Source organism: Bradyrhizobium guangdongense, from assembly GCF_004114975.1.
GTDB lineage: Bacteria > Pseudomonadota > Alphaproteobacteria > Rhizobiales > Xanthobacteraceae > Bradyrhizobium > Bradyrhizobium guangdongense.
On record NZ_CP030051.1, the window covers coordinates 6,910,062 to 6,924,585 of the forward strand.

The window sequence follows — 14,524 nt, forward strand, 5'->3', positions numbered from 1 at the left end:
GGCATAGATTGTTGCTGCTTCGCACGCACGCAGCAGATGACTGACCAGGAGAACTCCATGGCCGTTCTGACCGAATGGAGAGTGCCGCCGGCGCACCAGCCCCGGGCGAGCGATTACGGCTTCGATCTTGACCGCGCGCTCGCCTCCGTCGTCGGCCTGCATGCCATCATCCCGTCGGACGCTTTCAGCGCCGAAACGCTCGGCACCGAGCGCGCCGGCAACGGCGTCGTGATCGACGACGGGCTGGTGCTGACCATCGGCTATCTCGTCACCGAAGCGGAATCGGTCTGGCTTCACCTCGGCGACGGACGCGTGGTGGAGGGACATGTGCTCGGCTTCGATGCCGTCACCGGGTTCGGGCTGGTGCAAGCGCTCGGCCAGCTCGACATCGAACCGCTGCCGCTCGGCTCGTCGGCTGATATCAGGCTCGGCGACCGCGTCGTGGTCGGCGGCGCCGGCGGGCGGACGCGATCGCTCGCAAGCCGGATCGTCGCCAAGCAGGAGTTCGCCGGCTACTGGGAGTATCTGCTCGACGAGGCCTTGTTCACCTACCCCGCTCATCCAAATTGGGGCGGCACGGGGCTGATCAACGAGCGCGGCGAGTTGATCGGCATCGGTTCGCTTCAGCTCCAGCGTGAACGCGACGGCAAGGCCGAGCATGTCAACATGATCGTGCCGATCGACCTTTTGAAGCCGATCCTCGATGATTTGCGCAAATTCGGTCGCGTCAACAAGCCGGCACGGCCGTGGCTGGGGCTCTATTCGACCGAGATCGACAACCGCGTGGTGGTGATCGGCATCTCCGCCAACGGACCGGCCGCGCGCGCCGAGCTCAAGAGCGAAGATGTCATCCTGGCGGTCGCTGGCGAGAAGGTTACAAGCCAGGCTGCTTTCTACAGGAAGATGTGGTCGCTTGGCGCCGCCGGCGTCGACGTGCCGCTGACCGTGCATCATGACGGCGTCACCTTCGACGTCACGGTGACGTCGACCGACCGCTTCAAGCTTCTGAAGGCGCCGAAGCTGCACTGATCCAGTCAAAGGACGCCGCAATGACCGAGGCCGTCGTTGACGACATTGTGGCCGTGCTGCCGCCGCTGCTCAATGCGCTGGAAGCGCTCGGCTACTTCGCCCGGCATTTGCATCCGCCGGCGTTCGGCTCGGTGATGAACGCAATCGGCGCGCCGGATGATGCGCTCCGGTCCGCACATGCAGCAATCGGCGCCTGGCCGGAGCAGTTCATCGGACTGCGGGAGCGGCTGGATCGCGCCTGCAACGAGGCGCTCGCTGCCTTTGCCGGCGTCCGCGACGTCGAGCGCGGCAATGGCGATCTCGTCGCGGTGTTCCGCGCGTTGCGCCATCTACCGCGCGCGCAGGAGGCGCTTTATCCGCTGTCGCTGCAGTTTCCGCCGGTGAGCAACTTCTTCCTCAATGCCGCCAATCGCGACAATGAGGAGTTGCTGGCGCGGCTGGAGGCCGGCGCCAGCGAGCACACCGGCATCTTCCACAATCACAACGAGCCCGGCAGCCGCGGCGGTTTCTCGGTCTATGTGCCCGAATATTATACGGCTGGTCGCGCCTGGCCGCTGGTCGTGGCGCTGCATGGCGGCAGCGGCAATGGCCGCGGCTTCCTGTGGAGCTGGCTGCGCGATGCGCGCAGCCTTGGCGCCATCCTGGTGGCGCCGACCGCGACGGGGCAGACTTGGGCGCTGATGGGCGACGACACCGACACGCCCAACCTGATGCGAATCCTCGAATGGGTGCGCGGCCGCTGGTCGGTCGACGCTTCACGCATGCTGCTATCAGGCATGAGCGACGGCGGCACCTTCTGCTATGTCAGCGGACTCGACGGCGCCTCGCCCTTCACGCATCTCGCACCGGTGGCGGCCACCTTCCATCCCCTGATGGCGGAGATGGCCGACGCCGCGCGTCTGCAGGGCCTGCCTGTCTTCATCACCCACGGCAAGCTCGACTGGATGTTTCCGGTACAGACCGCACGGCAGACGCAAGCCGCGCTCTCCGCGGCCGGCGCTGACGTCACCTATCGCGAGATCGACGACCTCAGCCACACGTATCCCCGCGAGATCAACGCCGAGTTGCTGGCGTGGCTGAACGGGTCATGAACGAGGTGTCCTTACCCGCGCCGCACTGTGGCGGAACCATCGCTCCGGGACCGACGTTATCGGTCCGTCACCGGAGGTTCGCCATGCAGACTTTTTTCGGAATGATCCTGGGCGCGCTGCTGCTCGCTTGCGGCGTCTATGTCTACGACTCCATGCAGACGTCATCAGTGGCGAATGGTGAGGTCGCAATCACCAATCGCACCATCGTGAACTGGGATGTCGCAAAGGCCGATTGGGATGCGTTGCGCGACCGCGCGCACAAGGACTGGGTCCGGATCTCGTCGAAGTAACAAGCACAATCACGATGAACAGGCGCTGTCGCGGGTCCGCGGCGGCGCCTTTGCTTGTCCGTGATCAGTTCATCTTGGCCTTGCGGGCGTCCGCGATGACCTGCTCGAACTCGTTCATGCTGAGCACGCCCGGCACCCGGTATTTGCCGACGATGAAGGACGGCGTACCACGGAAGCCGAAGGCTTCGGCCTGGTCGTTGTTGCGCTTGAGGATCGCGTCGATGTCCTTGCCGTGCGCGGCGAGATCGCTCTTGAGACGATCCATGTCGACGCCGACCGATGCAAGCAGCTCGCTGATACGAGATTCGGTCAGGGGCGAGCTGACACCCATCATGGCGTCGTGAGCCTGATGATACCTGTCCTGGAATTTCGCCGCGAGCGCGATCCGGGCAGCTGTCACCGAGACGGGTCCCAGGATCGGCCAGTCCTTCAAGACCAGCCTCACCTTGCCGTCGTCCTGGACGACCTGGCGCAGCTCGGGTTCGAGCTTTCGGCAATAGGGGCAGTTATAGTCGGACCATTCGATGATGCTGATGTTGCCCTCGGGGTTGCCGGCGACGGGAACATCAGGGTCGCGCAGCACCTTGGCTTCGGTCAGCACCTCGTCGTCGCCGCTCGCTGCGGCGCGGGCCAGCGTCGTCCCGCCAGCGGCAAACGCGCCTGCCCCGATCAACGTCAGCGCCGCACGCCGCGTCGGCCCAAAGCCCTTATTCCTGAATCCAGCCATATCTCGTCCCGTTTCGGCCCCATCCTCGCAAATACGTCTGGAAGCCGGCAATTGTTACGCTCCATATAGAGAGTCGCTGGGGCGATGTCATCGCACCAGCAGGGTCACCACCAAGGGGACCAGGAACGAGGTCACCAAAGCGTTCAGGCTCATGGCGATGCCGGAGAAGACCCCGGCGAGCTCGTCGACCTGGAATGCGCGGGCCGTGCCGATGCCATGCGCGGCAAGGCCGGCGGCAAAGCCGCGAGCGCGGAAATCGGTCACGCCGGTGCGGTTCATCAGCGGCGTCACGATAATCGCCCCCATGATACCGGTGAGGATGACCGCAACCGCTGTCAGCGAAGGATCTGCATGCAGCGATTCGGCAATGCCCATGGCAACGCCGGCCGTGACCGATTTCGGCGCCAGCGCCAGCACCACGTCATGCGGAAGGCCGGCGAACTCCGCCAGCAGAACGACAGACACCACTGCGGTCACCGAGCCCGCGACCAGCGCCACCAGCATCGGCACGATGGAGGAGACCACACGCTTGCGGTTTTCGTAAAGCGGCACGGCGAGCGCCACGGTGGCAGGCCCGAGCAGGAAGTGCACGAACTGCGCGCCGGCGAAATAGGTGGTGTAGGACGTGCCTGTCACGAGCAGGAACGCGCCGATGATCCACATCGCATGCAGCACGGGATTGGCAAACGGATGCCGCCGCGTCGCCAGCGACACCGCGTCCGTGGTCGCATAGACCAGCAGCGTCACCGTCAACCAGAGCAGCGGCGACTGCGACAGGTAAACCCAGAGGGAGAAGGAATCGTCCTTCATTGCGCGTCCTGCTGCTTCAACAGGCGGCTGACCAGGCGGAAGGTCAGGACGGTGGCCAGCAAGGTGAGGACCACGGAGAGTGCGAGCACCAGGACGATGGCGATGCCATGGGAGGCGAGCAGATCGAGTTTTTGCACCACGCCGACACCGGCGGGAACGAACAGCAGCGAAAGATGAGCCAGCAGGCCCTTGCTTGCGGATTCCACGCCGTCATTGCCGAGCGGCCCGCGCGCGAGCAGCGCAAAACGGTCGCGGGCCAGCAGCAGGATCAGAAGCAGCAGCAGGCCGAGCACGGGCCCCGGCACGGGCAGGCCAAGGCCGCGGACCACGGCCTCGCCGATCAATTGGCAGAGCAGGATAAGGCTGAGACTCGCAAGCATGCCGCATCAAGGGATGCGCCGCAGGGCTTGTCAATCACTGCTGGGCGCGGAGGCCGCGCGGTTCGTGCGAAGCACCAACGCGCGGCAGCATCGCCATCAGCGTTCCGGTCATGGTGGCGATCAGCGTGGTCTTGCCTTCGTGCTCGGCAAAGGCTCTGGCTTCGCAGAAGGTGAGCGTCCGGCCGGGCTTGACCACCTCGGCCTTGAAGACGAAGCGCTCGCCGCGGGCGGGGGCGAGCAGCGTGGTCTTGAACTCGACCGTGAGGATATCGGCCTCGGACGGCATCAGCGTGAAGGCAGCAACGCCGCAGGCGTTGTCGAGCCCCGCCGTGATGATGCCGGCGTGGACAAAACCGTTCTGCTGCGTGAAGTCTGCCGAATGCAGCATGGCCAGCTCGACCTCGCCCGGCGAGAGGCGGACGATGACGATGCCGAGCGTACGCATCGCCGGCTGGCGTTCGAACATCGCGACGGCCGCCGCACGATAGCCGGGGTTTTTCGGCTCGAACGCAGCCATGGCTCAAGCCTCGGCCGGTTCGACAAGATAGCGCTGCGCAGCCTCGCGATAGGTCGCCTCGTGCTCCATGGTCATGTCCTGCCCTGGCCCGTGTTCTTGATCTTGATACGGTAGCGTATCAAGCGGCAGGCACTGTAGCAATACGGCAGCGTATCAAAAAACGGGTGAGGCTTCGTTCATGAACGACCGCAAGGGCGATATCTGGGTCGAGGCCGGGTTTAAGGAGCTCGCCCGCGCCGGCGTCGAGGGCGTTCGGGTCGAGTTGCTCGCCAAGAGTCTCGGCGTCACCAAAGGCGGGTTCTACCGCCGCTTCGCCGATCGCGCCGCGCTGCTCGAGGCCATGCTGGTGCACTGGCGCGAGGGGCGCACGACCTCCATCGCGCAGCAGACCAGCCTCGACGGGCAAGACCCCCGCGAGCGGCTGAAGGCGGTGATCCAGCTTTATTCCGAGCGGCTCAATCCGGAAGGCATGGCGATCGAGCTTGCGATCCGGCAATGGGCGCGCTCGGACGAGAGCGCAGCGGCTGCGGTCGCGAGCGTGGATGCGGCGCGGCTCAAGCATGTGGCCGAGCTCTATCGCGCGACCGGACTGGAAGCTGAGGAGGCCGAGGCGCAGGCCTTCCTGTTCTACTGCTTCATCTTCGGCCAGAGCCTGTTGTTCGTCGAGCGCGGCCCGCGCAAGCGGTCGCAGCTCGTGGCGAAATCGGCCGAGAAATTATTGGACTAAGCAAAATGGCCGGAGCTCAGCTCCGGCCATCGCATCAATTGGAGGCTCAGGCGGCGCCCTTCAGCTTCTTGTTGCACTCGCTGTAGTAGCCGCCGCCCTTCTCGATCCACTTCATGCCGCCATTGCCGTTGGTGGCCTTGTTGGCATTGTATTGATCGACGCAGGTATGGAGACGAGCCTTGCCGGCGGTCTCCTTGGCGTATTTCGGATCGACCGCATTGGGGAAGATCGCGGGTCCGGCCGGCAAGGACGGCGCCGGAGCAGCAGCAGGCGCCACCTCCTTCTTCGCCTGCTTCGGCTCGGCGGCCGGCGGGGGCGCAGCCGGTGCCGCGGCGGTCGGCGCAGCCGCGGGCGTCGCATCGGCACCGCACTGGGCCTTGCGGAAGTCATTCCACTTCATGGTGCCGAGCGAGCCGTCCTTCTTGGCGGCCTGGTATTTCGCGCTGCATTCCTGCGAGGTCAGCGCCTGCGCCGGCGCACTCGCTACCAGTGCAGCAACACCCGACACCGCAATCGCACACAACAATCTGGCTTGAATGGTCATCCTTGGTCTCCCTCAGGCAGGCAAAACGGGATTACTATCCTAGCGTGTCCCGGACTTCGGACAAGGAAGCGATGGTGATCGGCGCCAAAATATAGTGATTCCGCCGTTCAGATTATTCATGTCGCGTTCAGCTATGCGGGCCGACGGTCGCGTCCTTCGCAATTCTCCCAAGAAGAGTGCATCATCATGACCCTCGCCTCCCGCCTAGCCGCCGTCGCCATTGCCTCCCTGTTCGCCACCGGCGTAGCCTTCGCACAGACCGCGGCTCCGGCGGCCAAGACCGACGCCACCACGACCGCCGACAAGAAGGCGCCCAAGGAGCGCTCGGCTGAATCGCTCGAATGCTCCAAGCAGGCGGATGCCAAGGGCCTGCACGGCAAGGAGCGCAAGAAATTCCGCTCCGAGTGCATCAAGAGCGCCAAGGCAGGCACCCCGCCCGCCGCCGACAAGAAGTAAATTCGTCACAATCCAGGCCTTGCTCTTGGCGGGAGGCGCACGCATTGCGGCATGACGAGCCTGCAATTGTGCACCTCTCGCCGATTTGCGATAAGGCGGCGTGAAGCAAATCACCGCCTCCCTGCCGTTCGAGTGGCCGAGCCGTGCCAAGGTTTTGAGCACAGCGGAAACGCTTGTCATCGGTGCGGCGGGCGGCCTCGTTTTCCTTGTCGCGGGCCTGCCGGGCGGACTGATCTCGGGATCGATGATCGCAGTCGGCATTGCCGCGATTGCCGGGCGCCAGCTGGCCCTTCCTCCGATCCTGACCCAGACCGTGCTGGTGCTGCTGGGCATTTCGCTGGGCTCCGTCGTTTCGCGTCACCTGATCCAGCAGGTCAGTACCTATCCGCTGACCATCGGCCTGTTGGCGCTCGCCACCTTCTGCTCGACCTTCGGCTCAAGCTATTACCTCCAGCGCGTCCATGGCTGGGACCGCACCTCGGCCTTCCTCGCCGGCAGTCCCGGTGCGCTGTCACAGATCACCATCCTGGCGGTCGAGCGCGGCGCCGACCTACCGGGCATCGCGGTGGTGCAGACCATGCGCGTGATCATCCTGACGGCGGCGCTGCCGATGGTGCTGGCAATCGCCGGCGTTGCGCCCTCCGTTGCGCCGTCGCTGACGACCACGATTGCCTCGCCGCTTGATCTTCTTGAGCTGGTCGCAGCTTCCCTGGCGGCATCGCTCGTGCTGCGGTTGATCAGGTTTCCGGCGAGCTGGATGTTCGGCGCGATGATCGCGTCCAGCGTGCTGCACGGCGCGGGCTGGGTCGATGGCGGTCTGCCGAACTGGGTGCGCGGCGTCTCGCTGGTCGGCATCGGCGCGCTGATCGGCAGCCGCTTTGCCCGGATGCGGATGAAGACGCTGGCCGGCCACATCAACGCTGCGCTGGGCTCGTTTGCCGTTGCCATCGCCGTCTCCGCCATCTTCGTCGGCATCGTTGCGCTCACCACGCAGGTGAAGTTCTCCGACGTGGTCGTTGCCTTCGCACCCGGCGCGATGGACGCGATGCTGGCGCTGGCGCTCACGCTTCACATCGACCCGATCTTCGTCGGCGCCCATCATCTCTCGCGCTTCGTGTTCGTGACGATCGCGACGCCGGGCATCGTGCACCTGTTCGGCCGCACACAGGACGACGTGGACGACTAGGCCGCGGTCGTCTGCCCCTTCAACGCCGCCAGCTCCGCCTCGAGCTCCGCTATCCGCTGGTCCCTTGCCGCCAACGCCGCCGCAACATCCGCGGCGTCGAACTTCTGCGGGATGTGCTGCGGGCAGTTGGTGTCCCAGGCCGCGATCTTGAACAGGATCACCTGCTCGGGACGCGCGCGATAGCCTTTCGGCATCAGCGCCTCCGTCAGTGCATCGTCGTCCTCCACCACGCGCGCCTCGCCCCAGATCTTCACGCGGCGGCGATGGGCATAGTCCATCACGAAGATGTAGGCCTTGGGGTTCTCGGAGAGATTGCCCTGGGTCAGGTATTGCTGGTTGCCAGCATAATCGGCGAAAGCGAGCGTCTGCTTGTCGAGCACCTTCAGAAACCCCTTCGGGCCGCCGCGATGCTGGATATAGGGCTGGCCATCAGCGGAAGCCGTGGCGAAGTAGAAGCTGTTGGCGTCAGCGAGAAAGGCTTCGAGGTTCTCGTCGATCTCGGTGCGCCAGCCGCGCTGCTCGGCGCGGGCATAGGCCTCGCGTGAACCCTTGCGCGCCTGGATGGCCTTCACCGCGGGGGTGAAGGCCACGTCGCTGGCATAGGCATGACCTGCAGTCATCGGAACATCTCCTGAAAAATTCCGGCGCGTCTCCGCATCTTTTCGACCGCTAAGGTGGGCCTGGCAGCCGTCAAAACAATCAGGCCGCTTGACACTTCATCGTTGCGATATATGCAATAATACCATGGACCGCCTTGAAGCCATGCACGTCTTCGTCACCGTCGCCGACCTGCGCGGCTTCGCGCCGGCGGCGCGAAAACTACTGATGTCGCCGTCGGCGGTGACCCGGCTGATCGCGGCCCTGGAGGAACATCTCGGCGCGCGGCTGCTGCAGCGGACCACCCGGCAGGTGAGACTGACTGACGTTGGCGCGCGCTATCTTGAGCGCGCCCGGCGGATTCTCGCCGACGTCGAGGAAGCCGACGGCTCGGCGCGGGAGGAGCGCAACCGCCCCAGCGGACGTTTCGTGGTATCTGCCCCGGTCGGCTTCGGCCGGCTGCATGTCAGCCCGGTCATGACCGATTATCTCAAGCGTTACTCCGAGGTCGCCTGCGAACTGAGATTGTCTGATAACCTCGTCAACCTCGTGGAAGACGCTGTCGATGCCGCCGTCCGCATCGGCCATCTCGCCGATTCCTCGCTCGTCGCGCGTCATGTCGGCGAGATGCGGCGGATCACGGTGGCTGCGCCCGGCTATCTCAAGCGCCATGGCGAGCCGAAGACTCCCGGGGCACTGCACGAGCACCAGACGATCCAGTTCGGCCCGTCCGCGAGCTGGCACTTCATGCAGGACGGCCGCGACATGGAGATAACGCCCTCGCCGCGCTTCACCAGCAATAGCGCCGACGCCGCCCTGCAATATGCCGAGGCCGGAGGCGGCATCACACGCGTGCTGGCCTACCAGGCCGCCGAAGGCCTGAAGCGCGGACGGCTGAAAATCCTGCTGACGAAGTACGAGCAACCGGCGCTGCCGATCCACATCGTCTATCCGACTTCGCGCCTGCTCTCGGCCAAGGTTCGCGCGTTCATCGACCTCGTCGTCGAAACGGCGGATTGGAAGTTTGGGTAGGCTCAGCCCTTCTTCGGCACCACGCGAAACGTGCCGCTGGCCCGCGCGATCACGACCCCGTCGGCCTTGATCAGGCTCTGCGCGAAGCAGATCGTCTTGCCGGTCTTGATCACATCGCTCTCGATCGAGCACCATTGGCCGATCTCGGCGGAGCCGGCGAAATCGATCGAGAGCGAGACCGTCACGAACGATGTGCTCCAGTTCGTCGCTTGCGCGCAGCTATAGCCCATCGCGTTGTCGGCGAGCGCGGCGATCAGGCCGCCATGGATCAGGCCGCGGCCGTTGGTGTGTGGCCTTGCCAGCCGCAGACCGATGACGACGGCCCGTTCGGTCTTCTTCGCGTAGAGCGGCTCCCAGGGTTCGGTGAGCGGGCTCTTGCGGGACAACGGCTCGAAGCCGTCGGGAATATCGATGTCGGTCATGACTGTCTCGCGCGCGGTGTAATGATTGCCGCTATTGAACGCGAGCGACGTGACAGATGCATCAATTACAAAGTTTTAAACGGGATTTGGGCGGCTGTTTGAAATTGCGCCGCCACAGGCGCAGTGCCGTACGGTGGGCAAAGGCGCAAAGAGTGTGCCCACGATCAGTCCGCCGCCGAGAAAGTTCGTGGGCACGCCACGCTTTGCGCACCTACGGCACCTTTTTAAAACGGCAGCCCCACGTAGTTCTCCGACAGCGACGTCATCGCGGCCTGCGATTGCGTGACGTAGTCGAGCTCCGCGAGCTGGATTCGCGTCCCGATCGTGCCGGTGTCGGGGAATTTGTGCAGCATCGAGGTCATCCACCAGGAGAAGCGCACGGCCTTCCAGACGCGCGCGAGCGCCTTGGCGGAATAGGCATCGATCCCTGCGCTGGATTTCTCGTCGTAGAACTCACGGAAGGCGCTCGATAGATAGTGCGCATCGCTTGCGGCGAGGTTCAATCCCTTGGCGCCGGTCGGCGGCACGATGTGAGCGGCATCACCGCACAGGAACAGCTTGCCGAAGCGCATCGGCTCGGCGACGAAGCTACGCAAAGGCGCGATGCTCTTTTCGATCGAGGGACCGGTGACAAGACTGTCGGCGGCCTCCCGGTCGAGGCGGCGCTTCAGCTCGTCCCAGAAGCGGTCGTCCGGCCACTGGAGGACATGATCGTCGAGCGAACACTGCAAATAGTGCCGGCTGCGCTTCATCGAGCGCATGGTGCAGAGCGCGAAGCCGCGATCATGGTTGGAGTAAATCAGCTCGTGGCTGACCGGCGGCGTCTCCGACAGGATGCCGAGCCAGCCGAATGGGTAGACCCGCTCGAATTCCTCGATCGCGGAGGCCGGCACGCTGGCGCGGCTGACGCCGTGAAAGCCGTCGCAGCCGGCGATGAAGTCGCAATCGAGCGTGTGGCTGGCGCCGTCCTTGACCCAGGTTACGCGCGGGTGACTGCCGTCGAAATCATGCGGCTGCACATCGCTGGCTTCATAGACGGTGGTAAGACCCGCCGCCCTGCGTGCGTTCATCAGGTCGAGCGTGACCTCGGTCTGGCCGTAGATCATGACCGTCTTGCCGGTCGCGGCCTTCATGTCGATCCGATGACGGCGGCCGGCAAACGCAAGTTCGATACCTTCATGGACCAGACCTTCAGCATGCGCCCGCGCGCCGGTGCCGATCTGATCCAGCAGCCCGACCGTTCCCTCCTCCAGCAGGCCGGCGCGGATGCGTCCGAGCACGTAATCCGGGCTCTGCCGCTCCAGAATGACGTTGTCGATGCCGTATTGGTGCAGGAGTTGCCCCAGCAACAATCCTGCCGGCCCGGCGCCGATGATTGCGACTTTTGTCCGCAATACTTGCTCCTCCCGATCCTGTAGGCTTTCGTCGCGGCTCGCTTGTCGCAGCCGGCCGCGCGCGATAATTATAGCATATAACGATTGGGCAAGAGGGGAGTTGCAGTCTCCGCCGAAGGGACAAATCCAAGCAACGTGGCTGACATGGATCACGCAGCCCCTGCGACCAGTTCCGGCTTGAACGTGCTAACCAATTAGATAACATGTTAATTAAAGAGACCGGGCCATCGAAGCCCGCGGTCACAAAGAGGGAGAGACGCGTGATGAGAAAAGCCTGTCTGGCTTTGCTGCTGGCAGCAAGCGTGACGCCTGCGTTCGCGCAGGACAAGACCGTCGACCTGAAGGTGTCGCATTGGGTGCCGGCCTCGCACCCGCTGCAGAAGTCGCTGGAAGACTGGGTGGCCGCGGTGAACAAGGACTCCGGCGGCACCATCACGGGCAAGGTCTTCCCGGCCCAGCAGCTCGGCAAGGCCTTCGACCATTACGACATGGCGCGCGACGGCATCGCCGACGTCACCTACGTCAATCCCGGCTACCAGCCCGGCCGCTTCCCGATCATCGGCGCCGGCGAATTGCCGTTCCTGATCTCGGACGCCAAGGGCGGCTCTGAGGGCCTGGACGCCTGGTACCGCAAATATGCCGAGAAGGAGATGAAGGACGTCAAATACTGCCTCGCCTTCGTTCACTCGCCCTCCTCCTTCCATTCCCGCACCAAGAAGATCGTGATGCCGGAGGACGTGAAGGGCATGAAGATTCGTCCGGCGCACGCCACGATGGCGAATTTCGTCACTTCGCTCGGCGGGACCAACGTGCAGTCCTCTGCGCCCGAGGTGCGCGACATCATCGAGCGCGGCGTCGCCGACGCGGTGACCTTCCCCTGGGGCTCGCTGGTGCTGTTCGGCATCGACAAGGTGACCAAGTACGACATGGACGCGCCGCTCTACACCACGACCTTCGTGTTCGTGATGAACAAGGACAAGTACAATGCCATGTCCGACAAGCAGAAGGCCGCGATCGACAAGAACTGCTCGACCGAGATGGCCGGCGTGGTCGGCGAGCACTGGGGCAAGTTCGAGGACGCCGGAATCGACAAGGTGAAGGCGGAGGGAAGCCACGAGATCTACAAGCTGACCCCGGACCAGACTGCCGCCTGGAAGAAAGCCGCCGAGCCGCTGGTCAAGACCTGGGCCGACGGCGCGAAGAAGGCCGGCGCCGACCCGGACGCTGCGCTCGCGGAGCTCAAGGCGTCGCTGAAGAAGTACAACGCGCTGGCGGAGTAGCGGTTCTCGCAACGAACTCCGCTGCACCTCTCCCGCTTGCGGGAGAGGTCGGCGCTAAAGCGCCGGGTGAGGGCTCTCTCCTCTCGGGGGTCCTCGATCGTGGAAGCACCCCTCTCCCCAACCCTCCCCCGCAAGCGGGGGAGGGAGCGCAGCCCGCACGCGGGCGCACTTCGAACTCACCGGAAGGACTCTCTCGCCATGAAGCGCGCCTGGATGGACCGCTTTATCGACACCATCGAATGGATCGCAGCCGCGTTCGTCGGCATCGTCGCCCTCGACATTTTCCTGTCGGTGCTGCTGCGCAACACGCTGAACTATTCGATTCCCGATAGTTTTGACATCGGCCGCATGCTGCTCGGCATCCTCATTTTCTGGGGTATCGCGGCGACCTCCTATCGCGGCACCCACATCACGGTCGATCTGGTCTGGGGCAATGTCGGGCCGCGCTACCAGCGCTGGATCGACGTGTTCGCGACGCTGGTGCTGTTGTTCGTCGTCACCGTGCAAACCTGGACGCTGTTCGACAAGGTACGCGGCACCTACAACGACAACGTCCAGACCTTCGACATGCACATGCCGACCTGGCCGTTCTTCGCGATCGCCTGGATCGGCGACGTCTCGGCCGTGCTGCTGATCGCGATTCGCACGTACCGACTGATCTTCCATCCCGAAGACATGCACGACCCCAAGCTGAAGGCGACGGAGTAATCATGAGCACCGATGCCGTCGCCGTTATCGGCTTCGTTTCCCTGTTCGCGTTGATGCTGCTGCGCGTGCCCGTCGGCATGGCCATGGGCCTCGTCGGCGTCTCCGGCTTCTCCTATCTGGTCGGCGCGACCCCGGCCTTGAAGCTGGTCGGCCAGACCTCGATGCGCACGGTCACCGACTACACGTTCGGCGTGATCCCGATGTTCCTGCTGATGGGCTCCTTCGTCAGCAACTCCGGCATGAGCCGCGAGCTGTTCCGCGCCGCCAACGGCTTCGTCGGGCATCTGCGCGGCGGACTCGGCATCGCCACCGTCGGCGCCTGCGGCGGCTTCGCCGCGATTTGCGGATCTTCCGTTGCGACTGCCGCGACCTTCTCGGCCGTCGCCTATCCCGAGATGCGCCGCTTCGGCTATCCGCAGTCGTTTGCGACAGGCGTGATCGCGGCCGGCGGCACGCTCGGCGCGATGCTGCCGCCTTCCACAGTGCTCGCGGTCTACGGCATCATCACCGAGCAGGACATCGGAAAACTCTTCATCGCCGGCATCATCCCGGGCCTCCTGGCGATGACAATGTACATGATCACGATCTTCCTGATCGGCTATTTCAGACCCGACTTCCTGCCCAAGGGCAAGATGCTGCCCTGGCGCGAGAGGTTCGCCGGCCTGAAGGACATCTGGGCGCCGGTGCTGCTGTTCGTGTTCGTGATCGGCGGCCTCTACGGCCTCCCCTTCCTGCCGCGCTTCACCCCAACGGAAGCCGGCGGCGTCGGCGCCACCGGCGCTTTCATCATCGGCATTGTCACCGGACGGCTCGACCGCGAGAAGGTGCTGGCTTCGCTGCTCCAGGCGACACGCACGGCGGCCGCCGTGTTCACCGTGCTGATCGGCGCGCTTATCTTCGGCTATTTCCTGACGGTGACGCAGACGCCGCAGAAAGTGACGGAATTCCTGACCGGCCTTGGCCTCGGCCCCTACGGCGTGCTGGCGCTGATCATGGTGATGTATCTCGTGCTTGGCTGCCTGATGGACGCGATGGCGATGATCATTCTGACCGTGCCGATCATCTTCCCCGTCATCACGCATCTGGGTTTTGACCCGATCTGGTTCGGCGTCATCATCGTGATGACGGTCGAGCTCGGCCTGATCCATCCGCCTGTCGGCATGAACGTCTTCGTCATCAAGAGCGTCGTGAAGGACGTATCCTTCTCCACCATCTTCAAGGGCGTGATCCCGTTCGTGGCGACGGACCTCGTGCGCCTGGTGATCCTGATCGCCTTTCCCCTGCTGGCGACATGGCTTCCGACGCGCATGATGGCGCACTAGAGAGGTGAAGTG

General features: G+C 64.3%; 18 protein-coding genes. 10 read left to right on the forward strand and 8 right to left on the reverse strand.

Annotated elements, in window-relative coordinates:
- Window positions 1–57: 57 nt before the first annotated feature.
- The 3 genes from X265_RS33085 (at window position 58) to X265_RS33095 (ending at window position 2,410) form a co-directional block, all read left to right on the forward strand.
- The gene (locus tag X265_RS33085; RefSeq protein WP_128968621.1) at window positions 58–1,029 is read left to right on the forward strand and encodes a S1C family serine protease; all 972 of its coding nucleotides are present in this window, start codon (window positions 58–60) and stop codon (window positions 1,027–1,029) included.
- A gap of 20 nt (window positions 1,030–1,049) precedes the next feature.
- Complete coding sequence (locus X265_RS33090) at window positions 1,050–2,120, forward strand: carboxylesterase family protein (protein ID WP_128968622.1); 1,071 nt, start codon at window positions 1,050–1,052, stop codon at window positions 2,118–2,120.
- Between the two features lie 83 nt (window positions 2,121–2,203).
- Window positions 2,204–2,410 (forward strand): hypothetical protein, encoded by a 207-nt coding sequence (locus X265_RS33095; RefSeq protein ID WP_128968623.1) that lies wholly within the window; start codon window positions 2,204–2,206, stop codon window positions 2,408–2,410.
- Between the two features lie 64 nt (window positions 2,411–2,474).
- Here X265_RS33095 and X265_RS33100 read toward each other — a convergent pair whose 3' ends face one another.
- The 4 genes from X265_RS33100 to X265_RS33115 form a co-directional block, all read right to left on the reverse strand.
- Window positions 2,475–3,137 (reverse strand): DsbA family protein, encoded by a 663-nt coding sequence (locus X265_RS33100; RefSeq protein ID WP_128968624.1) that lies wholly within the window; start codon window positions 3,135–3,137, stop codon window positions 2,475–2,477.
- A gap of 87 nt (window positions 3,138–3,224) precedes the next feature.
- Complete coding sequence (locus X265_RS33105; RefSeq protein WP_128968625.1) at window positions 3,225–3,947, reverse strand: LrgB family protein; 723 nt, start codon at window positions 3,945–3,947, stop codon at window positions 3,225–3,227.
- Complete coding sequence (locus X265_RS33110) at window positions 3,944–4,327, reverse strand: CidA/LrgA family protein (RefSeq protein ID WP_128968626.1); 384 nt, start codon at window positions 4,325–4,327, stop codon at window positions 3,944–3,946. Before X265_RS33110 ends, X265_RS33105 begins: the two co-directional genes overlap by 4 nt.
- Window positions 4,328–4,361: 34 nt before the next feature.
- Window positions 4,362–4,844: a PaaI family thioesterase gene (locus tag X265_RS33115; protein WP_128968627.1), complete on the reverse strand. Its 483-nt coding sequence runs from the start codon at window positions 4,842–4,844 to the stop codon at window positions 4,362–4,364.
- A 178-nt stretch (window positions 4,845–5,022) separates the two neighbouring features.
- On the opposite strand from X265_RS33115, the gene X265_RS33120 reads away from it, so the two are divergent.
- On the forward strand, window positions 5,023–5,571 hold the full coding sequence (locus X265_RS33120) for a TetR/AcrR family transcriptional regulator (RefSeq protein ID WP_128968628.1): 549 nt from the start codon (window positions 5,023–5,025) through the stop codon (window positions 5,569–5,571).
- A gap of 46 nt (window positions 5,572–5,617) precedes the next feature.
- On the opposite strand, the gene X265_RS33125 is transcribed toward X265_RS33120, so the two are convergent.
- Window positions 5,618–6,115 carry a hypothetical protein gene (locus tag X265_RS33125; protein ID WP_128968629.1) on the reverse strand — a complete coding sequence of 166 codons (498 nt, stop codon included), beginning with the start codon at window positions 6,113–6,115 and terminating at the stop codon, window positions 5,618–5,620.
- Window positions 6,116–6,301: 186 nt separating this feature from the next.
- Between X265_RS33125 and X265_RS33130 the strand changes: the two genes are divergently transcribed.
- Together X265_RS33130 and X265_RS33135 are read left to right on the forward strand one after the other, a co-directional pair.
- Entirely contained in the window at window positions 6,302–6,571 is a 270-nt protein-coding gene (locus tag X265_RS33130; protein WP_128968630.1) for a PsiF family protein, read from the forward strand.
- Window positions 6,572–6,671: 100 nt separating this feature from the next.
- Entirely contained in the window at window positions 6,672–7,757 is a 1,086-nt protein-coding gene (locus X265_RS33135; RefSeq protein WP_128968631.1) for an AbrB family transcriptional regulator, read from the forward strand.
- On the opposite strand, the gene X265_RS33140 is transcribed toward X265_RS33135, so the two are convergent.
- Window positions 7,754–8,377, reverse strand: a complete 624-nt coding sequence (locus tag X265_RS33140) for a pyridoxamine 5'-phosphate oxidase family protein (protein WP_128968632.1) — start codon at window positions 8,375–8,377, stop codon at window positions 7,754–7,756. The genes X265_RS33135 and X265_RS33140 overlap by 4 nt on opposite strands.
- Before the next feature lie 124 nt (window positions 8,378–8,501).
- On the opposite strand from X265_RS33140, the gene X265_RS33145 reads away from it, so the two are divergent.
- Entirely contained in the window at window positions 8,502–9,386 is an 885-nt protein-coding gene (locus X265_RS33145; protein WP_128968633.1) for a LysR family transcriptional regulator, read from the forward strand.
- 2 nt (window positions 9,387–9,388) lie between these two features.
- On the opposite strand, the gene X265_RS33150 is transcribed toward X265_RS33145, so the two are convergent.
- A complete protein-coding gene (locus X265_RS33150; protein WP_128968634.1) occupies window positions 9,389–9,808 on the reverse strand; it encodes a PaaI family thioesterase in 420 nt (139 codons plus the stop codon).
- Window positions 9,809–10,032: 224 nt separating this feature from the next.
- Window positions 10,033–11,202, reverse strand: a complete 1,170-nt coding sequence (pobA, locus tag X265_RS33155) for a 4-hydroxybenzoate 3-monooxygenase (protein ID WP_128968635.1) — start codon at window positions 11,200–11,202, stop codon at window positions 10,033–10,035.
- A 263-nt stretch (window positions 11,203–11,465) separates the two neighbouring features.
- On the opposite strand from pobA, the gene X265_RS33160 reads away from it, so the two are divergent.
- The 3 genes from X265_RS33160 to X265_RS33170 all read left to right on the forward strand — a co-directional run bounded on the left by X265_RS33160 (window position 11,466) and on the right by X265_RS33170 (window position 14,512).
- Window positions 11,466–12,482 carry a TRAP transporter substrate-binding protein gene (locus X265_RS33160; protein ID WP_128968636.1) on the forward strand — a complete coding sequence of 339 codons (1,017 nt, stop codon included), beginning with the start codon at window positions 11,466–11,468 and terminating at the stop codon, window positions 12,480–12,482.
- Between the two features lie 198 nt (window positions 12,483–12,680).
- Window positions 12,681–13,190, forward strand: coding sequence for a TRAP transporter small permease (locus tag X265_RS33165; RefSeq protein WP_128968637.1), 510 nt, complete (start codon window positions 12,681–12,683; stop codon window positions 13,188–13,190).
- A 2-nt stretch (window positions 13,191–13,192) separates the two neighbouring features.
- On the forward strand, window positions 13,193–14,512 hold the full coding sequence (locus X265_RS33170) for a TRAP transporter large permease (RefSeq protein ID WP_128968638.1): 1,320 nt from the start codon (window positions 13,193–13,195) through the stop codon (window positions 14,510–14,512).
- Window positions 14,513–14,524 lie beyond the last annotated feature (12 nt).